The sequence below is a fragment of the Pseudomonas sp. Kh14 genome, from assembly GCF_900291005.1.
GTDB classification, from domain to species: Bacteria; Pseudomonadota; Gammaproteobacteria; order Pseudomonadales; family Pseudomonadaceae; genus Aquipseudomonas; species Aquipseudomonas alloputida.
Window position 1 is genome coordinate 23,795 of sequence record NZ_OLKJ01000007.1, and the last position, 17,511, is coordinate 41,305.

The 17,511-nt window shown below is 61.8% G+C and carries 14 protein-coding genes and 1 tRNA gene; 10 read left to right on the plus strand and 5 right to left on the minus strand.

Going from position 1 to position 17,511, the window contains the following annotated elements; all coding sequences use genetic code 11:
* The first annotated feature begins 74 nt into the window (after positions 1–74).
* The 9 genes from FQ668_RS01770 (at position 75) to FQ668_RS01810 (ending at position 10,981) form a co-directional block, all read left to right on the plus strand.
* Positions 75–860, plus strand: coding sequence for a TSUP family transporter (locus FQ668_RS01770; protein ID WP_019439164.1), 786 nt, complete (start codon positions 75–77; stop codon positions 858–860).
* A gap of 21 nt (positions 861–881) precedes the next feature.
* Positions 882–1,643: an SDR family NAD(P)-dependent oxidoreductase gene (locus FQ668_RS01775; protein WP_019439165.1), complete on the plus strand. Its 762-nt coding sequence runs from the start codon at positions 882–884 to the stop codon at positions 1,641–1,643.
* Positions 1,644–1,790: 147 nt separating this feature from the next.
* Positions 1,791–4,859, plus strand: coding sequence for a formate dehydrogenase-N subunit alpha (gene fdnG / locus FQ668_RS01780; RefSeq protein WP_144179856.1), 3,069 nt, complete (start codon positions 1,791–1,793; stop codon positions 4,857–4,859).
* A complete protein-coding gene (gene fdxH / locus FQ668_RS01785) occupies positions 4,859–5,809 on the plus strand; it encodes a formate dehydrogenase subunit beta (RefSeq protein ID WP_003255436.1) in 951 nt (316 codons plus the stop codon). The genes fdnG and fdxH overlap by 1 nt, the downstream gene beginning before the upstream one ends.
* The gene (locus FQ668_RS01790; RefSeq protein WP_011953329.1) at positions 5,806–6,462 is read left to right on the plus strand and encodes a formate dehydrogenase subunit gamma; all 657 of its coding nucleotides are present in this window, start codon (positions 5,806–5,808) and stop codon (positions 6,460–6,462) included. Before fdxH ends, FQ668_RS01790 begins: the two co-directional genes overlap by 4 nt.
* 4 nt (positions 6,463–6,466) lie before the next feature.
* Complete coding sequence (fdhE, locus tag FQ668_RS01795) at positions 6,467–7,393, plus strand: formate dehydrogenase accessory protein FdhE (RefSeq protein ID WP_014589485.1); 927 nt, start codon at positions 6,467–6,469, stop codon at positions 7,391–7,393.
* A gap of 139 nt (positions 7,394–7,532) precedes the next feature.
* The gene (selA, locus tag FQ668_RS01800; RefSeq protein ID WP_019439166.1) at positions 7,533–8,960 is read left to right on the plus strand and encodes an L-seryl-tRNA(Sec) selenium transferase; all 1,428 of its coding nucleotides are present in this window, start codon (positions 7,533–7,535) and stop codon (positions 8,958–8,960) included.
* The gene (selB, locus tag FQ668_RS01805; protein WP_119714300.1) at positions 8,957–10,879 is read left to right on the plus strand and encodes a selenocysteine-specific translation elongation factor; all 1,923 of its coding nucleotides are present in this window, start codon (positions 8,957–8,959) and stop codon (positions 10,877–10,879) included. Before selA ends, selB begins: the two co-directional genes overlap by 4 nt.
* Positions 10,880–10,885: 6 nt before the next feature.
* A tRNA-Sec gene (locus tag FQ668_RS01810) sits at positions 10,886–10,981 on the plus strand.
* A gap of 91 nt (positions 10,982–11,072) precedes the next feature.
* Here FQ668_RS01810 and FQ668_RS01815 read toward each other — a convergent pair.
* Both FQ668_RS01815 and FQ668_RS01820 read right to left on the minus strand, forming a co-directional pair.
* Complete coding sequence (locus FQ668_RS01815; protein WP_119714199.1) at positions 11,073–12,071, minus strand: asparaginase; 999 nt, start codon at positions 12,069–12,071, stop codon at positions 11,073–11,075.
* 63 nt (positions 12,072–12,134) lie between these two features.
* Positions 12,135–13,577 (minus strand): sodium:alanine symporter family protein, encoded by a 1,443-nt coding sequence (locus FQ668_RS01820; RefSeq protein WP_014589489.1) that lies wholly within the window; start codon positions 13,575–13,577, stop codon positions 12,135–12,137.
* 178 nt (positions 13,578–13,755) lie between these two features.
* Here FQ668_RS01820 and FQ668_RS01825 point away from each other — a divergent pair, with 178 nt between their 5' ends.
* Positions 13,756–14,565 (plus strand): helix-turn-helix transcriptional regulator, encoded by an 810-nt coding sequence (locus FQ668_RS01825; protein WP_014589490.1) that lies wholly within the window; start codon positions 13,756–13,758, stop codon positions 14,563–14,565.
* Positions 14,566–14,576: 11 nt separating this feature from the next.
* Here FQ668_RS01825 and FQ668_RS01830 read toward each other — a convergent pair whose 3' ends face one another.
* The 3 genes from FQ668_RS01830 to FQ668_RS01840 are packed head-to-tail and all read right to left on the minus strand — an operon-like array spanning position 14,577 to position 17,280.
* Positions 14,577–15,422: an alpha/beta hydrolase gene (locus tag FQ668_RS01830; protein WP_014589491.1), complete on the minus strand. Its 846-nt coding sequence runs from the start codon at positions 15,420–15,422 to the stop codon at positions 14,577–14,579.
* Between the two features lie 8 nt (positions 15,423–15,430).
* Positions 15,431–16,222, minus strand: coding sequence for a TSUP family transporter (locus FQ668_RS01835; RefSeq protein WP_014589492.1), 792 nt, complete (start codon positions 16,220–16,222; stop codon positions 15,431–15,433).
* A 17-nt stretch (positions 16,223–16,239) separates the two neighbouring features.
* Positions 16,240–17,280 (minus strand): TauD/TfdA family dioxygenase, encoded by a 1,041-nt coding sequence (locus FQ668_RS01840; protein ID WP_076402483.1) that lies wholly within the window; start codon positions 17,278–17,280, stop codon positions 16,240–16,242.
* Positions 17,281–17,511 lie beyond the last annotated feature (231 nt).

Here is a 17,511-nt window from a genome sequence, read left to right on the forward strand (position 1 = left end):
ACAATCATCGCACCGAACAGGCCGGCCACACTCGGGCTGTGCCTGGCATAACGCTCCACTGGATGGACATCGCTATGGAAATGTTGGGTTCTTACTGGGCGGAGCACTGGTTGCTGGCAGTCCTCATACTTGGCGCGATCGCCTTCGTTGCGGGCTTCGTCGATAGCATTGCCGGTGGTGGTGGTTTGTTTCTGGTGCCGGGTTTTCTGCTGGTTGGCATGCCGCCCCAGGTGGCACTGGGTCAGGAAAAACTGGTCAGTACCCTCGGCACGCTGGCGGCTATCCGCAACTTCCTGGCCAACAGCAGGATGGTCTGGCAAGTAGCGTTGGTCGGGGTGCCGTTTTCGCTATTAGGCGCCTACCTGGGGGCTCACCTGATCGTGTCGATCTCGCAGGAAACGGTGGGCAAGATCATCCTGGCACTAATCCCCCTCGGCATTCTCATTTTCCTTACCCCCAAGGATCGTCCGGTCGAGGAGCGCAAACTGTCTTCGCGAATGCTGTACACGGTAGTGCCGTTGACTTGCCTGGCCATTGGCTTCTACGACGGCTTCTTCGGCCCCGGTACCGGCAGCATGTTCATCATCGCTTTCCATTACCTGCTGCGCATGGACCTGGTCTCCAGTTCGGCCAACTCCAAAACCTTCAACTTCGCTTCCAACATCGGTGCTTTGGTGGCGTTCGTCAGCGCAGGCAAGGTCGTCTACCTGCTGGCATTGCCACTTGTGGCCTGCAACATCCTTGGTAACCACCTGGGCAGTTCCCTGGCCTTGCGTAAAGGCAACGACGTGGTGCGCAAGGCGTTGGTGTTCTCGATGCTCTGCCTGTTCACCAGCCTGGGCGTGAAGTACCTGACCTGAGCCATTGATAGGAGATAACGAATGAAAACCGCATTTGTAACCGGTGCTTCCTCAGGCTTTGGCCGCGCCATCTGCTGCACCCTGATCGGCAAAGGCTACCGTGTGATCGGTGGAGCCAGGCGCATGGACAAACTGAAAGCACTGGAGGCCGAACTGGGCGTAAATTTCATTCCGCTGGCGCTGGATGTCACTGATTCAATATCGCTCGAGAAGGCGGTCGAGCAGATGCGTGAGGCGTCGCTGCAGATCGATCTGCTGGTCAACAACGCGGGGCTGGCGCTGGGCGTGGACCGTGCCCAAACCAGCAGTGCCGCAAACTGGCAGCAGATGATCGATACCAACATCACCGGCCTGGCCATGGTCACCCACAAGATCCTGCCGCAGATGGTGGCAGCCGATAGCGGCATGATCATCAACATCGGCTCGATCGCCGGCACTTACCCCTACCCGGGCGGTAACGTGTATGGCGCCAGCAAGGCGTTCGTCCGCCAGTTCAGCCTCAATCTGCGTGCCGACCTGGCTGGCACCCGGGTGCGGGTGAGCAACATCGAGCCGGGGCTGTGCTCCGGCACGGACTTCTCGGTGGTGCGCCTCAATGGCGACATGGACGCCGTGCAGGCTTTGTATCGGGATGTAGAGGCCCTTCTGCCGGAGGACATCGCAGCAACGGTAGCCTGGGTTGCCGAGCAGCCGGCGCACGTGAATATCAATACCATCGAGATCATGCCTGTGGCGCAGAGCAGTGCGGCGCTGAATGTGGTGCGCAACCTGCCACGTGCCTGATCGGGGCCGCACCACTGACCCAGGTCATCGCAGCTTCTGGATTCTTGACTAGTCTTATCCACTGGCGGCCATCAATTGGCCGCCACCGTGACTACCAAGAGGCGCCGGCAATGTTCCGCGCGTCCACCACCTGATCAGGAGTGCACGATGGACCTGAACCGTCGGCAGTTCTTCAAGGTCGCCGCCGTCGGCCTTGGAGGCTCGAGCCTTGCGGCGTTGGGCATGGCCCCAACGCCGGCATTCGCCGAGCAGGTGCGTCACTTCAAGCTGGCGCATACCAAAGAAACCCGTAACACCTGCCCCTACTGTTCGGTCGGCTGCGGCCTGATCCTGTACAGCCAGGGTGATGCGGGTAAGAACGTCAAACAGAACATCATCCATATCGAAGGGGACGCCGACCACCCGGTCAACCGCGGCACACTTTGCCCGAAAGGCGCCGGCTTGCTGGACTTTATCCACAGCCCGAGCCGCCTGCAGTACCCCGAAGTTCGCAAGCCGGGCAGCAAAGAGTGGGTGCGGGTCAGCTGGGACGAGGCGCTGGACCGCGTCGCCGACCTGATGAAGCAGGACCGCGATGCCAACTTCATCGAGAAGAATGCCCAAGGCCAAACGGTCAACCGCTGGCTCTCCACCGGTTTTCTTGCCGCTTCCGCCGCTTCCAGCGAGGCTGGCTACCTGACCCACAAGGTCATCCGCGCAACAGGCATGCTGGGGTTCGATAACCAGGCACGTGTCTGACATGGCCCGACGGTGGCAAGTCTTGCCCCGACGTACGGCCGTGGCGCCATGACCAACCACTGGTCCGATATCGCCAACGCGAATCTGGTTCTGGTGATGGGTGGCAACGCAGCAGAAGCGCATCCGTGCGGCTTCAAGTGGGTGACCGAGGCCAAAGCGCACAACAAGGCGCGGCTGATTGTGGTCGACCCGCGGTTTACCCGTACCGCTTCGGTGGCGGACTACTACGCGCCGATCCGTACCGGCACCGATATCGCCTTCATGGGCGGGCTGATCAACTACCTGCTCAGCAACGACAAGATCCAGCACGAGTACGTGCGCAACTACACTGACGTGTCGTTCATCGTCAAAGAGAACTATGGCTTCGAGGATGGGCTGTTCAGCGGCTACGACGAGGCCAAGCGTGTATACGCCGATAAGTCCGGCTGGGGTTACGAGCTGGGTGAGGACGGCTATGCCAAGGTCGACCCGACACTGCAACACCCTCGCTGCGTGTTCCAGCTGATGAAGCAGCATTACAGCCGCTATACCCCGGAACTGGCGAGCATGACCTGTGGTATGCCGCAGGACGCCATGCTGAAGGTCTGGGAAGAGATCGCCTCCTGCTCGGTTCCGGGCAAGACCATGACGATCCTTTATGCGCTAGGTTGGACGCAGCATTCGATCGGTGCGCAGATTATCCGCAGTGCGGCCATGGTCCAGCTGCTGCTCGGCAACGTTGGCATGCCCGGTGGCGGGGTCAACGCCCTGCGCGGACACTCCAACATCCAGGGCCTGACCGACCTCGGGCTGCTGTCCAACTCGCTGCCGGGCTACCTGACCCTCGCCGGTGACGCCGAGCAGGACTACGCCGCCTACATCGACAAGCGCGCTTCCAAGCCGCTGCGGCCTGGGCAGTTGTCGTACTGGCAGAACTACGGCAAGTTCCACGTCAGCCTGATGAAGGCCTGGTACGGCGCCAACGCCACGGCGGAAAACAACTGGGGTTATGACTGGCTGCCCAAACTCGATGTACCGGCCTACGACGTGCTGCGCATGTTCGAGATGATGGGCCAGGGCAAAGTCAATGGATATATGTGCCAGGGCTTCAACCCCATCGCCGCGCTGCCGGACAAAAACCGCGTCACTGCGGCACTGGGCAAGCTCAAGTGGCTGGTGGTTATGGACCCCTTGGCCACCGAGACCTCGGAATTCTGGCGCAACGCCGGGCCGTTCAACGATGTCGACACGGCCTCTATCCAGACCGAAGTGATCCGCTTGCCCACTACCTGCTTCGCCGAGGAAGACGGCTCGCTGGTCAACAGCAGCCGCTGGCTGCAATGGCACTGGAAGGGTGCAGACGGCCCGGGCGAGACGCGTACCGACGTGCAGATCATGAGCGAGCTGTTCCTGCGCCTGCGCCAACGTTACCAGGCCGAAGGGGGTGCCTACCCTGACGCGATAATGAATATCAGCTGGCCGTACAAGATCCCTGAAGAGCCCTCCCCGGAGGAGCTGGCCAAGGAGATGAACGGCTGGGCGGTGGCCGATGTCACCGACCCGACTGGCGCGGTGATCAAGGCGGGCCAGCAACTGGCGGGCTTCGGTCAGCTCAAGGACGACGGTAGCACCGCGTCTGGCTGCTGGATCTTCGCCGGTAGCTGGACCGAACAGGGCAACCAGATGGCTCGCCGCGACAACAGCGACCCGTATGGCATGCATCAGGTGCAGAACTGGGCCTGGGCCTGGCCGGCCAACCGCCGCATCCTTTACAACCGTGCCTCCAGCGACCCGCAAGGCAAACCGTGGGACCCGGAGAAAAAGCGCCTGGTATGGTGGAACGGCAAGGCCTGGACCGGCACCGACGTGCCGGACTTCAAGGTCGATTCGCCGCCCGAGGCGGGGATGAACCCCTTCATCATGAACCCTGAAGGCGTGGCGCGTTTCTTCGCCATCGACAAGATGGCCGAAGGCCCGTTCCCCGAGCACTATGAGCCCTTCGAAACACCGATCGGCATCAACCCGCTGCACCCGCAGAACAAGAAGGCCACCAGCAACCCGGCCGGGCGCATCTTCGATTCTGTGTGGGACACCCTCGGCACGCACGATGAGTTCCCTTATGCGGCGACCACCTACCGGCTGACCGAGCACTTCCACTTCTGGAGCAAGCATTGCCGGCTCAACGCCATTGCCCAGCCCGAGCAGTTCGTCGAGATAGGCGAGGTGCTGGCCAACGAGAAAGGCATCAAGGCCGGCGACCGGGTACGGGTGTCGAGCAAGCGTGGGCATATCGACGCTGTGGCGGTGGTGACCAAGCGGATTCGCCCGCTGCAGGTCAACAATCAGACCGTGCACCAGATCGGCATTCCGCTGCACTGGGGCTTCACCGGCGCTACCCGGCATGGCTACCTGACCAATACCTTGGTGCCGTTCCTCGGTGACGGCAACACGCAGACGCCAGAGTCCAAGTCGTTCCTCGTGAAAGTGGAGAAACTCTGATGGCCAGCCAAGACATCATCGCCCGCTCGGCCACCACTACCGTGCCGCCCTCGGTGCGTCAGCAGGAGGAGGTCGCCAAGCTGATCGACACTACCAAGTGCATCGGCTGCAAGGCCTGCCAGGTGGCGTGCTCGGAGTGGAATGAACTGCGTGACGAGGTTGGCCACAACCACGGCACCTACGACAACCCCCAGGACCTCACTGCCGAGACCTGGACACTGATGCGCTTTACCGAGCACGAGCGCGACGACGGCAACCTGGAGTGGCTGATCCGCAAGGACGGCTGCATGCACTGTGCCGACCCAGGTTGCCTGAAGGCCTGCCCGAGCCCGGGTGCGATCATCAAGCACGCCAACGGTATCGTCGATTTCAACCAGGACCACTGCATCGGCTGCGGCTATTGCATCACCGGCTGCCCGTTCAACATCCCGCGCATTTCGCAGAAAGACCACAAGGCGTACAAGTGCACCCTGTGTTCCGATCGCGTGAGCGTGGGGCTGGAGCCGGCGTGTGTGAAAACCTGCCCGACCGGGGCGATCGTGTTCGGCAGCAAGGACGAGATGAAAGTGCATGCAGCCGAGCGCATCGTCGATCTGAAGTCGCGAGGCTACGACAAGGCCGGGCTGTACGACCCGGACGGCGTCGGTGGTACCCACGTGATGTACGTGCTGCACCATGCCGACACGCCGAAGCTGTATGCCGGCCTGCCGGACCAGCCAGTGATCAGCCCGTTGGTGGGGTTGTGGAAGGGCTTCACCAAGCCGCTGGCGCTGTTGGCCATGGGCGCGGCGGTGCTGGCGGGGTTCTTCCACTATGTGCGGATCGGCCCACAGCGTGTCGAGGAGGATGAACACCCGACACCGCCGGACGAAAGCGTGCATCAAGTGGACCCGTCGGTCCATGTCTATGATCCGAAGCAGCCCGGTGGGCAAGGGGAGCAGCGGCCATGAACGACAACAAACCCATCCTGCGCTACAACGCCAACGAGCGTAGCAACCACTGGGTGGTGGCGATCCTGTTCATCCTGGCGGGGCTGTCGGGGCTTGCGCTGTTCCATCCGGCGCTATTCTGGCTCAGCAACCTGTTCGGCGGCGGGCCGTGGACGCGCATTCTGCATCCCTTCATCGGGGTAGCGATGTTCGTGTTTTTCCTCGGCCTGGTATTGCGCTTCTGGCGGGCCAACTTCATCACCGCCAATGACCGCCTGTGGCTGCGCCGGGTGGACCGGGTAATGCGCAACGAGGAGGAGGGCGTACCGCCGATCGGCAAGTACAATGCCGGGCAGAAGCTGCTGTTCTGGACCCTGCTGGTGTGCATGCTGGTATTGCTGGTCAGTGGCGTGGTGATCTGGCGTGCATACTTCAGCCATTGGTTTGGCATCGATGCCATTCGCTTGTCTGCGCTGCTGCATGCGCTGGCGGCCTTCGTGCTGATTCTCAGCATCATCGTGCATATCTACGCCGGCATCTGGATCAAGGGCTCGATCGGCGCCATGCTGCATGGCTGGGTCAGCCGCGCCTGGGCCCGCAAGCATCATGAGTTGTGGTACCGCGAAGTGACCGGCGACAAGACGCCGGGTGATCACGGACGAAAAGAAGGATAAGCGCTTGAGCACCCTACTCGAACCCGGGCAGATCGAAGCGTCGGCAGTCACGCCGCCATTTCTGCACCTGCCTGCCGCCAACCTGTTTGAACTGCGCGCCGCCCGCCTGGAGTATCTGGCCGAGGGCAACGCGCTTGGCGATTACCTGAGGCTGATTGCCCGTTTATGCCGCATCCAGCAGCAGCTTGTGGATAACCCGCCCAGCGGCTTGCCCGTGGCCGAGGAGCGTCAGCGCCTGTGCATGGATCATGGTTTGCCGCCGCTGGCGGCTGACAGCCTGGTGCGTGAAGGGCCGTGGCTGGTCTGGTTGCAGGCACTGCTAGAGCACCTCAGCGGCGAACGCAGTGGCCCGCTGGGTGAGGCGCTGCAGGTGCTACGAGGCAGTGATGACAATCAGCGCAAGGGCTGGGGCATTGCTTTGCTGGCAGGCCAGTACAATGGTGTGCCAGCAGCACTGGTGCCGTTCCTCGGGGCCGCGCTGCAGGCGGCCTGGTCCAGCTGGTTGCTGGCGCTGCCCGCACACCAGCTCGAGCCTGCCGGCAGCCTGGCCCAATGCCCGGCTTGTGGTTCGCCGGCGATGGCCGGGGTGGTGCGCAACCGTGGAAAGCACAACGGTTTACGTTACCTGGCCTGTTCGTTGTGTGCCTGTGAATGGCATGTGGTGCGGGTCAAGTGCGTGTACTGCGAGTCGAGCAAGGACTTGCGTTACACCAGCCTTGAGGATGATCGCCATGCGCCAGGCAAAGCGCCGCTACGCGCGGAATGCTGCCCCGGGTGCGACAGCTACCTGAAGCAGAACTACCTGGAGAACGATGCGGCGGCCGAGCCGCTGGCCGATGACCTGGCCACCCTGGCCCTGGATATACGCCTGGACGGGGAGGGGTTCCATCGCCTGGCGCCCAACCTGATGCTCGCCCCGGGTAGTGGCTGAGGGTCTACACTGAAACACCGACTTGCCTTCGTACCTACAGGTAATTGCGCCAACCTTCCGGATCACGCTGTACTTGTAGGAGCGGGTTCACCCGCGAATGGGCCAGCACAGACAACGGATCAGTCCAAGGTAGTACCGCATGTCCAACAGCCTTGCCAGCGACACCCCACGCCTGCCGTCCATCGATACCCTCCTTCGCCACCCGGCTTGCCTCCCTCTGATCGATCGCCACGGCCGTGACGCCGTGCTGAATACCCTGCGCCAGTTGCTCGATGACCTGCGCGAGCCCGCCCGTAATGGCGAACTCGGCAGCGCCGAACTGGCTCCGGAAATACTCCTTGGCCGCAGCGGCGAACGCCTCGCCCTCCAGCAACGCAGCCAGGTTCGCCGCGTGTTCAATCTCACCGGGACCGTGCTGCACACCAACCTGGGCCGCGCCTTGCTGCCGGATGAAGCCATCGAGGCCATGCAGACCGCCGCTCGTTACCCGCTCAATCTGGAATTTGACCTGGCCACCGGCAAACGTGGCGACCGTGATGACCTGATCGAAGGCCTGATCCGCGAGCTGACCGGCGCCGAAGCCGTCACCGTGGTCAACAACAATGCCGCCGCCGTGCTGCTAGCGCTCAACAGCCTGGGCGCGCGCAAGGAAGGCATCATCTCTCGCGGCGAGCTGATCGAGATCGGTGGTGCTTTCCGTATTCCCGACATCATGGCCCGTGCCGGCGTGAAGCTGCACGAGGTTGGCACTACCAACCGTACTCACGCCCGCGACTACGAGGCCGCCATCGGCCCGCGCACTGGCCTGCTGATGCGGGTGCATTGCAGCAACTACAGCATCCAGGGCTTCACCACCCAGGTACCTACTGCCAAGCTGGCACGTATCGCCCACCAACATGAATTGCCGCTGCTTGAAGACCTGGGCAGCGGTAGCCTGCTCGACCTTACCCGCTGGGGCCTGCCCGCCGAACCTACGGTACGCCAGGCCCTGGCCGATGGTGCCGATATCGTCACTTTCAGTGGCGACAAACTGCTGGGCGGGCCGCAAGCCGGGATTATCGTCGGCCACAAGGACTTGATCACCCGGATCAAAAAAAATCCGCTCAAGCGTGCCTTGCGCGTCGACAAGATCACCCTCGCTGCACTCGAAGCGGTGCTGGCGCTGTACCGCAACCCCGATCGCCTGGCCGAGCGCCTGCCCAGCCTGCGTCTGCTGACCCGCAGCCAGGCCGAAATCCAGGCCCAGGCCGAGCGCCTGGCGCCTGAGCTCCAGGCGCGCCTCGGCGAGCAATGGGCCATCCGTGTAGAGCCTGCGTTGGGCATGATCGGCAGTGGCAGCCAGCCGGTTGCACGCTTGCCCAGTGCCGCGCTGTGCCTGCGCCCGCAAGTGTCCAAGAAGTTGCGCGGGCGCAGCCTGCATGTGCTGGAGCGGGCCCTGCGCGACCTACCGGTGCCGGTGCTGGGCCGCATTGACGACGATGCCCTGTGGCTGGACCTGCGCCAGTTGGATGACGAAGCCCAGTGGCTGGCCCAGTTGCCAGCCCTGCAGCTGGGGCCGGTGCAGTGATCGTTGGCACCGCTGGCCACATCGACCACGGCAAGACCGCACTGCTGCTGGCGCTGACTGGCCAGGCCGGCGACCAGCGGCAAGAAGAGCGCGCCCGCGGCATGACCATCGACCTTGGTTACCGCTATGTGGCGCTGAGCGAAGGCGCGCCGCTGACCGGCTTCATCGATGTGCCGGGCCACGAGCGTTTTATCCACAACATGCTGGCCGGTGCCCATGGCATCGACCTGGTGCTGTTGGTAGTGGCGGCCGACGACGGGGTCATGCCGCAGACCCGTGAGCACCTGGCGATCATCGAGCTGCTGGGCATTCCCCAGGCCTTGGTGGCGATCAGCAAATGCGACCGGGTCGAGCCGTCGCGTCTGGCCGAGGTGCAGATGCAAGTCAGTGAATTGCTGGCGCCTGGGCCGTATGCCGATGCGCGGCAGTTTCCGCTGTCGAGCATCAGCGGGGAGGGTGTGGAAGCGTTGCGCCAGGCCCTGCTGGAGGCCGAAGCAGGTACACGGCAACGCAGTGTGCACGGTGGTTTTCGCCTGGCCGTCGACCGTGCCTTTGCGGTTACCGGCGCCGGAGTGGTGGTCACCGGCACGGCACTGGCCGGGCGGGTCAGTGCGGGTGATACGTTGTTGCTGGGCAAGGCCGGCAAGGTGGTGCGCGTGCGTGGCCTGCATGCACAGAACCAGGCCGCGTTGGTGGCAGAAGCAGGCCAACGGGTGGCGCTGAACATCGCTGCCGAGCGCCTGGCCGTGGAGCAGGTGCACCGGGGCGACTGGCTGGTGCCTGAATGGTTGCATGCGCCCAGTGTTCGGGTGGATATCGAGCTGAACCTGTTACCTGACGAGAAGCGTGCTTTCGAACATTTCAGTGCTGTGCATGTGCACCTCGGCACCCAGGATGTAACGGCCCGGGTCGCCTTGCTCGAAGGCGAAAGCCTGGCTGCCGGCCAACGCATGTTTGCCCAGTTGTTGCTCAATGCGCCGTTGCAGGCCGTGCACGGCGACCGCCTGGTGCTGCGCGATCAGCGCGCCCAACGCACACTGGGCGGCGGCAAGGTGCTCGACCCGTTCGCCCCAAGCCGCCAACGCCGCAGCGATACCCGTCTGCAGCAGTTGCAGGTGCTGCGCGATGCAGCGGATCTGGAGCAGGCACTGCCAGCACTGCTCGCCAGTGCACCGGGCGGCATTAGCCCGCAGCGGCTCGAGCGGCAGTTCAACCGCCTGCGGGAAACCTGGCAGTTACCGGACGATGTGCGGGTGGTGGCCACCCGGCAGGGCCAACTCCTGTTCGCCAACGCTCAATGGCAGGCGCTCAAGCAGCAGGTCCTGGAGCAACTTGCGCGCTTTCACGAGCAAGAGCCCGACCAGCTTGGCCCTGACCGTGATCGCTTGCGGCGATTTGTAGCCTTGCCCCTGGAACGGCCGGCTTTCGTCAGTTTGCTGGATGAACTGCTCGACGACAGCGCCATCGCCAGCAGCGGGCCATGGCTGCATCTGCCCGATCACAAGGTACAGTTGAGCGAAGCCGACAGTGCATTGTGGGCACGTCTGCAGCCGAAGTTGATCGCAGGGCAATTTGACCCACCCTGGGTCAGGGCGCTGGCGAGTGAGGAGAACCGTGCCGAAGCCGATGTGCGCCTGTTACTGCGCAAGTTGGCCCGGCTGGGCCTGGTGCATCAGGTGGTGCGCGACCTGTTCTATCCAGAGGCGACGCTACAGCGCATGGCAGCGTTGATGCTGGGGCAGGCCAGCGAAACGACGATAGTGCAGGTTGCCGCGTTTCGCGATATGTTGGGCATCGGTCGCAAGCGCAGTGTGCAGATTCTGGAATACTTCGACCGCATCGGCCTGACCCGGAGGGTGGCCGACCAGCGTCACATCCGCGCCGACAGCGCCCTGGCTCAACAGCACGCCAGGCACTGAGTTCAAGGAAGGCAATCGCGCCCGGTGGCGCGGCCGGGCTTCAAACCCGGTTGGGGACGGCAGCCGTTCCCGGGCAGGTTCGACTCCCGCTGCCTTCCGCCATTTTTTCACCCTTTAGGGCCTCTTCGCGGGTGAACCCGCTCCTACACAGGAAACGCTATCGTCGTAGCGAAGAGGCCCACAAGGGCGCTGATCAAGCCCGCTCGCCACACAAATCCAGGACAAACCAGCGGTCTGCTGCGTCAGCATCCAACCCTGCGCCCAGTAGCGCCATCATCTTGCCCAGCGCCGCTTCACGGGTCATGCCACCGCCACTGACCAGCCCGGCCCCGCGCAAGCGGTTGCCCGCTGCATAGGTGTCGAACACCACCGAGCCTTCCGGGCACTGGCTGATAGCCGCCAGCATCACGCCGCGCTGGCGCGCTGTGCTCAGCACATTCAGCAGCGCCTGGTCATCCGACGGCCCGGTACCGCTGCCGTAGCACTCCAGCAGCAAACACTGCACACCACTGTCGATCAAGGCCTGCAAATGCCCGGCCTGAAGCCCCGGGAACACCGGCACAACCGCCAGGTTGACCGGTTTGCGCGGTTGCTTGTAGCCCAGCTCGGCAGGGATCGTATCGGCCCGCTCAGCGTCACGATGGCGCGGCAGCTCAGCAAAGGCATCGAACGCTTCGCTACGCAGCTTCGACGCCCGGCAGCCATGCAGCAGCTGACCGTGGAAGTACAGTTGCACGCCATCTTCCAGGCCGTGCTCGAACTGGCGCAATGCGCCGCACAGGTTGTCCCAGGCATCGCTGTCCGGGGCACCTGCCGGCAGCATCGAGCCGGTCAGCACTACCGGTGCTGGCAGGCCCAGCAACAGGAACGACAAGGCTGCAGCGCTGTAGGCCATGCTGTCGGTACCGTGCAGCACCAGCACGCCATCGTGGCCCGCTACATCCACCGCCGCGACGATGGCATCGCGCATCGCCAGCCAGTTGTGCTGTTGCATGTTGGCGCTGTCGAGCAGCGGGTTCAGCTCGTGCAGTGTCCATTGCACCTGGGGTGCATTGGCCATCTGGGCAAAGTGTTCACGCATCCGCGCGTCAAAACCACCGGCCGGTGCCAGGCCTTCGGGGGTTTCGAGCATGCCGATGGTGCCACCGGTATAGAGAACGAGAAGATTCTTTACTGCGCGCATGGAAAGCATCCGTAGCGGTGAGCGGACAAAGAAAAGCCGCCCGCGGAAGGGGCGGCTGGGCAGGGGAGGATATCAGCGCTGCGTCTGAACTTGGCCGACTGCTTTGTCAGTGGCTGTTTCCACCTGAGGATTGGCAGGCCAGGCATTGCGGTCCAGGTCCAGGTCGGCAAACTTGGACGAGTCGAACACAGGCTGCTTTACACCGGCCTTGCGCTGCTCGTCATAGTCGCGCATGACTCGCAGGCCGACCTTGAACAGCAGGGCCAGGGCCACCAGGTTGACGAAGGCCAGGCAGGTCATGGTGATGTCGGCGAAGGCGAACACGGTCGACAGGTCTTGCATCGAACCCCACACGACCAGTGCCAGTACCAGGCCACGGAACACCATCAACACTACGCGGTTACGGCTGAGGAACTGCAGGCTGTTCTCGCCGAGGTAGTAGTTGTAGAGGATGCAGGTAAAGACAAACAGCGACAGCGCCACGCTGACGAACACGCGACCCCAGTCACCGACTACGGCGGCCAGCGAGTTCTGGGTCAGGACAATGCCGTCGCCCTCGAAGCCCGGGGTGTAGAAGCCCGAAAGCAGGATCAGCAGTGCGGTGCAGGTGCAGATCAAGAAGGTGTCGAGGAACACGCTGAAAGCCTGGACCACGCCCTGCGCGCCCGGGTGTTTCACCGCGGCCACGGCAGCGACGTTCGGTGCACTGCCCAGGCCTGCTTCGTTGGCGAACACGCCACGTTTCACGCCCATGACGATGGCGCTGCCGAGCAGGCCGGCAAACGCCGGATCGAGGCCGAAGGCGCTCTTGAAGATGGTTTCCAGCATGGCTGGCACGTGTTCGATCTGGGTGCCGATCACGTACAGGGTCACGCCGATGTAGGCCAGGGTCTTGACGGGTACCAGCAGGTCCGACACTGCCGCGATGCGCTTGATACCGCCGATGAAGGTGATGGCCAGCAGCACGGCCAGGACAATACCGGTGTGGCTTGGGTCAAAGGCAAAGGCATTCTGCAGCGAGTGGGTTACGGTGTACGACTGCAGGCCGATGAAGGCGAAGCCGTAGGTGACCAGCAGCAAGATCGAGAACACGATGGCCATGCTCTTGCGCTTCAGCCCGTGCTGAATGTAGTAGGCCGGGCCGCCACGGTACAGGCCGTCGCCATCAGCGCGCTTGTACACCTGGGCCAGGGTGCATTCGAAGAAGCTGCTGGACATGCCCACCAGTGCGGTGACCCACATCCAGAACACGGCACCTGGGCCGCCAAGAGTCACTGCGATACCGACACCGGCGATGTTGCCGGCGCCCACGCGGCCGGCCAGGCTCAGCATCAGGGCCTGGAAGGAGCTCAGCTGGCCTGCCTGGCCACGCAGCGATTCCTTGAACACGCTGAACATATGGGTGAAGTGGCGGAACTGGACGAACCGGGAGCGGATGGTGAAGTAGCTACCCAGCCCTACGATCAGCACGATGAGGAGTTTCCCCGAAAGGAAATCGTTGATTACTTCGAGCATTGGAAAATGACCTCGATTCTTATTCTTCGTGTGGAAAGACCAGCGGACGGCAGGCGCACCGCTATTCGTTGGGGCGCATGGTTGGCTATGACAAGAGTGGTTACAATTTCGCGGATTGCTCTGACTTGATGCGACTTGATGCTACAATGGCGTCATTCGCGTCACCTGGACTCCGTATATGAGCGATCACTTCGCCACAAACCTCAAACTTGCCTGTAGCCACTACCGCTCTATTTCCGAAGTTTGCCGCCAGCTGTCGATCAACCGCGCGCAGTTCAACAAGTACCTGAGCGGGCAAAGCCGTCCGACGGCTTTCAACCTGAAACGTATCGGCGACTTTTTCGGTGTCGAGGATTACGAACTGAACCTGCCCGCCGAGCAGTTCGCCCGTCTGATCGGTGCGCGGGTATCGCCCCAGGCCCAGCAGCCCAGTGACCCGATCAGCGAGTTGTTCCGCCCGTTGCACGAACATGGCGGTAACCTTTCGCGCTATTGCGGTTACTACTTCGAGTACTCCAACTGCATGTCGGTGCCCGGCACGATCCTCGTGTCGCTGGTGCACCTGTGGGAAGAACGCGGCCGTTTTCTGTTCGAGCGCCAGGAACGGCAGGAGCGCTCCAGCGCCACCGATCAGCATGCCGAGGTACGCTGCCGCTACCTGGGGGCGGCGTTCCAGCTGCAGGACCGGATGTTCCTCATCGACTACGAGTCGCTGACATTCAACGAAATGAGCCAGACCATCCTCATCCCCAGCTTCAAAAGCCGCATTACCCGGCTGAATGGCCTGAAGGCCGGCGTATCCAGCGGCGACCGGCGCAACCCGGCCTGTACCCGAGTGGTGTGGGAGTACCTGGGCGAGGAGATCAATCGCATCAATGCGTATCGACAGGTGAAACTCTACCGGCCGGATGATCCGCGCATAGATGACGATGTGCGTGAGCGATTGAGCGTGGCGCCATTGCGCAATGGTCTGTTCGAGATCGAGTAATGCTAAACGCCTTAAGCATTGTCGAGGATGAACGTTGCGACCGTGTCGGCAACCTGGTCCGCTATTGCCGGAGTACTGCGCAAATGTGCCGCGATGCCATGGTCGCAGTCGGTAAGAAACAGGCATTGCAAACGTGACGCTGGAACTGCTCGCATCAAGGCGAGGTTAACTTCTTCAGGAATCGGGCTATAGCGTTCAGTGCCGGCAAGCCACAGGTTGCCCGCGCTGGTGCCGGGGCCTTTGCCGAATCGCTGGGAGTTGAGCCCGTCGTACTCACCGATCACCATCAATACTCTTCCGCGAAACTGGTTGAGGAAGGTATAGCTATCGCTCTCCAGAAAACCGAAAGGCTTGTTGATGGCCGCAGTGAATGCCGGGCCGAACGGCGCCTGGTGGGCATGGTCTGGATAAACTGCGGGGCAGATCAATACGATGCTGTCCACTTGTGGCAACTGCGCTGCGAGCTTAAGCGTAATTGCCGCGCCAAGGCTGTGGCCTATTAGCGTTCGGCATTGAGGCGCGATATGCGCATGGAAACGCTGTGCTTCATCAAGGTTCGTAGCCAGTGACGGCGCCATTGCGCCTGGCTCGCTGGCGAGGCTATGACCTGACAGATTGCCAGTGAGTGAACCAATGCCCGCGGCTTGCAGGCGATAAAGCAGGGGGTTGAGCCGGGTAAAGTCGGAACGCGCGCCCCCCAAAACGAATGCGGGAGCTGCGCGCTCGATATCAGGTACCAGCAATCGCGCCTGTTGCTGGTAGTTTCCAAAGACTTCATTGATGAACAGTTCTTTGCCCGGGGCGGGCTCGTCAAACTGCCACTTCACGCGCTGTGGGGAAGCCTTTTGAATGTGCATGGTGCTCTCTAGAAGAACTGGTTGAGCCATTCGCCGAGCGGGTTGCCGGTATCGAGCAGCAGTTTGAGTGCCATGATGCAGCAGACGCTGACCAGCAGCGGTTTTATGAGGCGAGAGCCGAAGCGAACTGCGCAGCGAGCCCCCAATTGTGCGCCCATAAAGGCGGCGAGCGCCATTGCCAGCGCCAGCGGCCAGATGATCGCCCCGCTGAGAGAAAAGACTGATAATGCGCCCAGGTTACAGGCCGCGTTCAAAAGCTTGCTGGTGCATACGGCTTGAATGAGGTGCTGGCCCAAGAGGACCACGCAGGCCAGCATGAAGAACGAGCCGACTCCAGGGCCGAAGATGCCGTCATAAAAGCCAATGATCGGTGCAGCCGTCACGCAGAATAGGCTAGTCGATACCTTTGCCTTGCGCGCTTGTTCATTCGGCTTTGGACTGAAGGCAAAGTAGGCGGCGATCAGGATCAGCAGTGGTGGTACGCACGCCTGCAAAACGCTTTTGGGGACGTAAGTTATCGACAAGGCCCCCAGCGCCCCACCGATAAACGCCATGACAGCCATGGGACTGCCTCGTCTCCAGTCGATCATGCCTTTGCGGGCGAAGGCGCACGTAGCCGAAACCGTAGCCGAAGCTGCCTGGAACTTGTTAGTGGCAATAGCTGCCAAGGGCTCTACACCGGCAATAAACAACACCGGGAGCGTGATAAGGCCACCGCCGCCGGCGATAGCATCAAAAAAGCCGGCCATCAGTGCAACCAGTGCGAGTAGCAGAACAAACGTCAAGTCGATTTCGATCATGGAGTATTTTCCTGTGCTCAACCACGGACCAGCAGCGGGTCTTCAGCGAGCACCAACGGTACGGCGAAGGGGGAGTATCCGAATTGACGGATAAGCAGGCGCCGGTTGTCCTGGACCTTGTCGCGGCCGTGCAAGGCTCGGCTGTTGTTGATCAACAATGCACTGTCAGGTTGCAGGGCAAACGTCAGCGGTTGTGCAGTGCTCAGTGCTTTTTGAAAGGCGTTGAACGCGCGCGCCGCAGCGCTGCAGGCACGTTCATTCAGACTGAAGCGATAGCTGTTGTATCGAACAGAGAAACCGCCATTGGGCTCGAACTGCAGCATTGAAACTGCTTTGCCAGCACTGCCCTGTCCCTGAGCGAAGCAGTCACTGCGTGTGAAGTCGAAAGACTTTGAAGTCAGCGCAAGTGTGTCCAGGCTACTCAAGCGTTCGATGATTTCCCGGAGTGGGAAGACATTCGTAGGTTCATTGGCTGGGTTCCAGCGCGCAGTGAGAATCAGTGCTGAGGGAGCAGGGGAGTGAGCGTTGCTGGCGTTTGTTGAGCAGTTGTAAGGTGCTTCAGTGTGTGGCCCTAAGCGCAAGCCCGCATGCGAGCTGGTTTCAACCTCCAGGCAGGGATCTTCGTCGGGTCGCGGGACGCGGCCACCGCCCTTGAAGTTGCCGACCAGGCGGACCTGTTTGCCATCGTTGTCGATATCGAAGGCGAAACTGCGGTGGCGTACGAGCTCCAGCAGGAGTTGATTGCGCGAGGCAAGGTATTGGCAGCGAGGGCTTTGCGCCAGGGCGGTAATGTCGGGTAGGTATTCTGGTATTGGCTCGTTGGCACAGTGCATCTGCCTGTACATCAAGGCAGATAGATGGCCTTCACTGAAGCGCAGTAGGAGCGCACGCTGTTCTTCACTCAAGGCTTTTTCGAGTTGATCGGCGAATATACGAGCCTGAAGTGCTACTCCTTTAGCCTCCGGTCCACCCAAATCAGCAAGGGTCTGGCTTGCAAAGGTTATGGCCTGGCTTTGTTCTGGGTAGAAATCCAGGTAGGCAGCTTCCGAATGAGGCATTGAACGTTCCTTGTCGTTTTTGTGTGAAACTCCCTGGCCGGCAAGTGGGGAGTCGACTATTCAATGCAGTTATGCCGTGACGTGGTAGTCAGCCCATTCCTCGTATGTCGTAGGAAATTTCTGTCTGTGGCGGTATTGAGCGGTGAAACTGTGGAATCACGCCCTGTGGCATCGAACGGGTCCGGTGTTGGACTTCCCGGGCAGGAAACCGCAAAATGACTCTTTTTTCTC

Excerpts from the sequence above, each read along its gene's own strand:
- FQ668_RS01770 (WP_019439164.1), top strand. The coding sequence starts at position 75 with ATGGAAATGTTGGGTTCTTACTGGGCGGAGCACTGGTTGCTGGCAGTC.
- FQ668_RS01775 (WP_019439165.1), top strand. The coding sequence starts at position 882 with ATGAAAACCGCATTTGTAACCGGTGCTTCCTCAGGCTTTGGCCGCGCC.
- fdxH (WP_003255436.1), top strand. The coding sequence starts at position 4,859 with ATGGCCAGCCAAGACATCATCGCCCGCTCGGCCACCACTACCGTGCCG.
- FQ668_RS01790 (WP_011953329.1), top strand. The coding sequence starts at position 5,806 with ATGAACGACAACAAACCCATCCTGCGCTACAACGCCAACGAGCGTAGC.
- selA (WP_019439166.1), top strand. The coding sequence starts at position 7,533 with ATGTCCAACAGCCTTGCCAGCGACACCCCACGCCTGCCGTCCATCGAT.
- FQ668_RS01815 (WP_119714199.1), bottom strand. The coding sequence starts at position 12,071 with ATGCTTTCCATGCGCGCAGTAAAGAATCTTCTCGTTCTCTATACCGGT.
- FQ668_RS01820 (WP_014589489.1), bottom strand. The coding sequence starts at position 13,577 with ATGCTCGAAGTAATCAACGATTTCCTTTCGGGGAAACTCCTCATCGTG.
- FQ668_RS01825 (WP_014589490.1), top strand. The coding sequence starts at position 13,756 with ATGAGCGATCACTTCGCCACAAACCTCAAACTTGCCTGTAGCCACTAC.
- FQ668_RS01830 (WP_014589491.1), bottom strand. The coding sequence starts at position 15,422 with ATGCACATTCAAAAGGCTTCCCCACAGCGCGTGAAGTGGCAGTTTGAC.
- FQ668_RS01835 (WP_014589492.1), bottom strand. The coding sequence starts at position 16,222 with ATGATCGAAATCGACTTGACGTTTGTTCTGCTACTCGCACTGGTTGCA.
- FQ668_RS01840 (WP_076402483.1), bottom strand. The coding sequence starts at position 17,280 with ATGCCTCATTCGGAAGCTGCCTACCTGGATTTCTACCCAGAACAAAGC.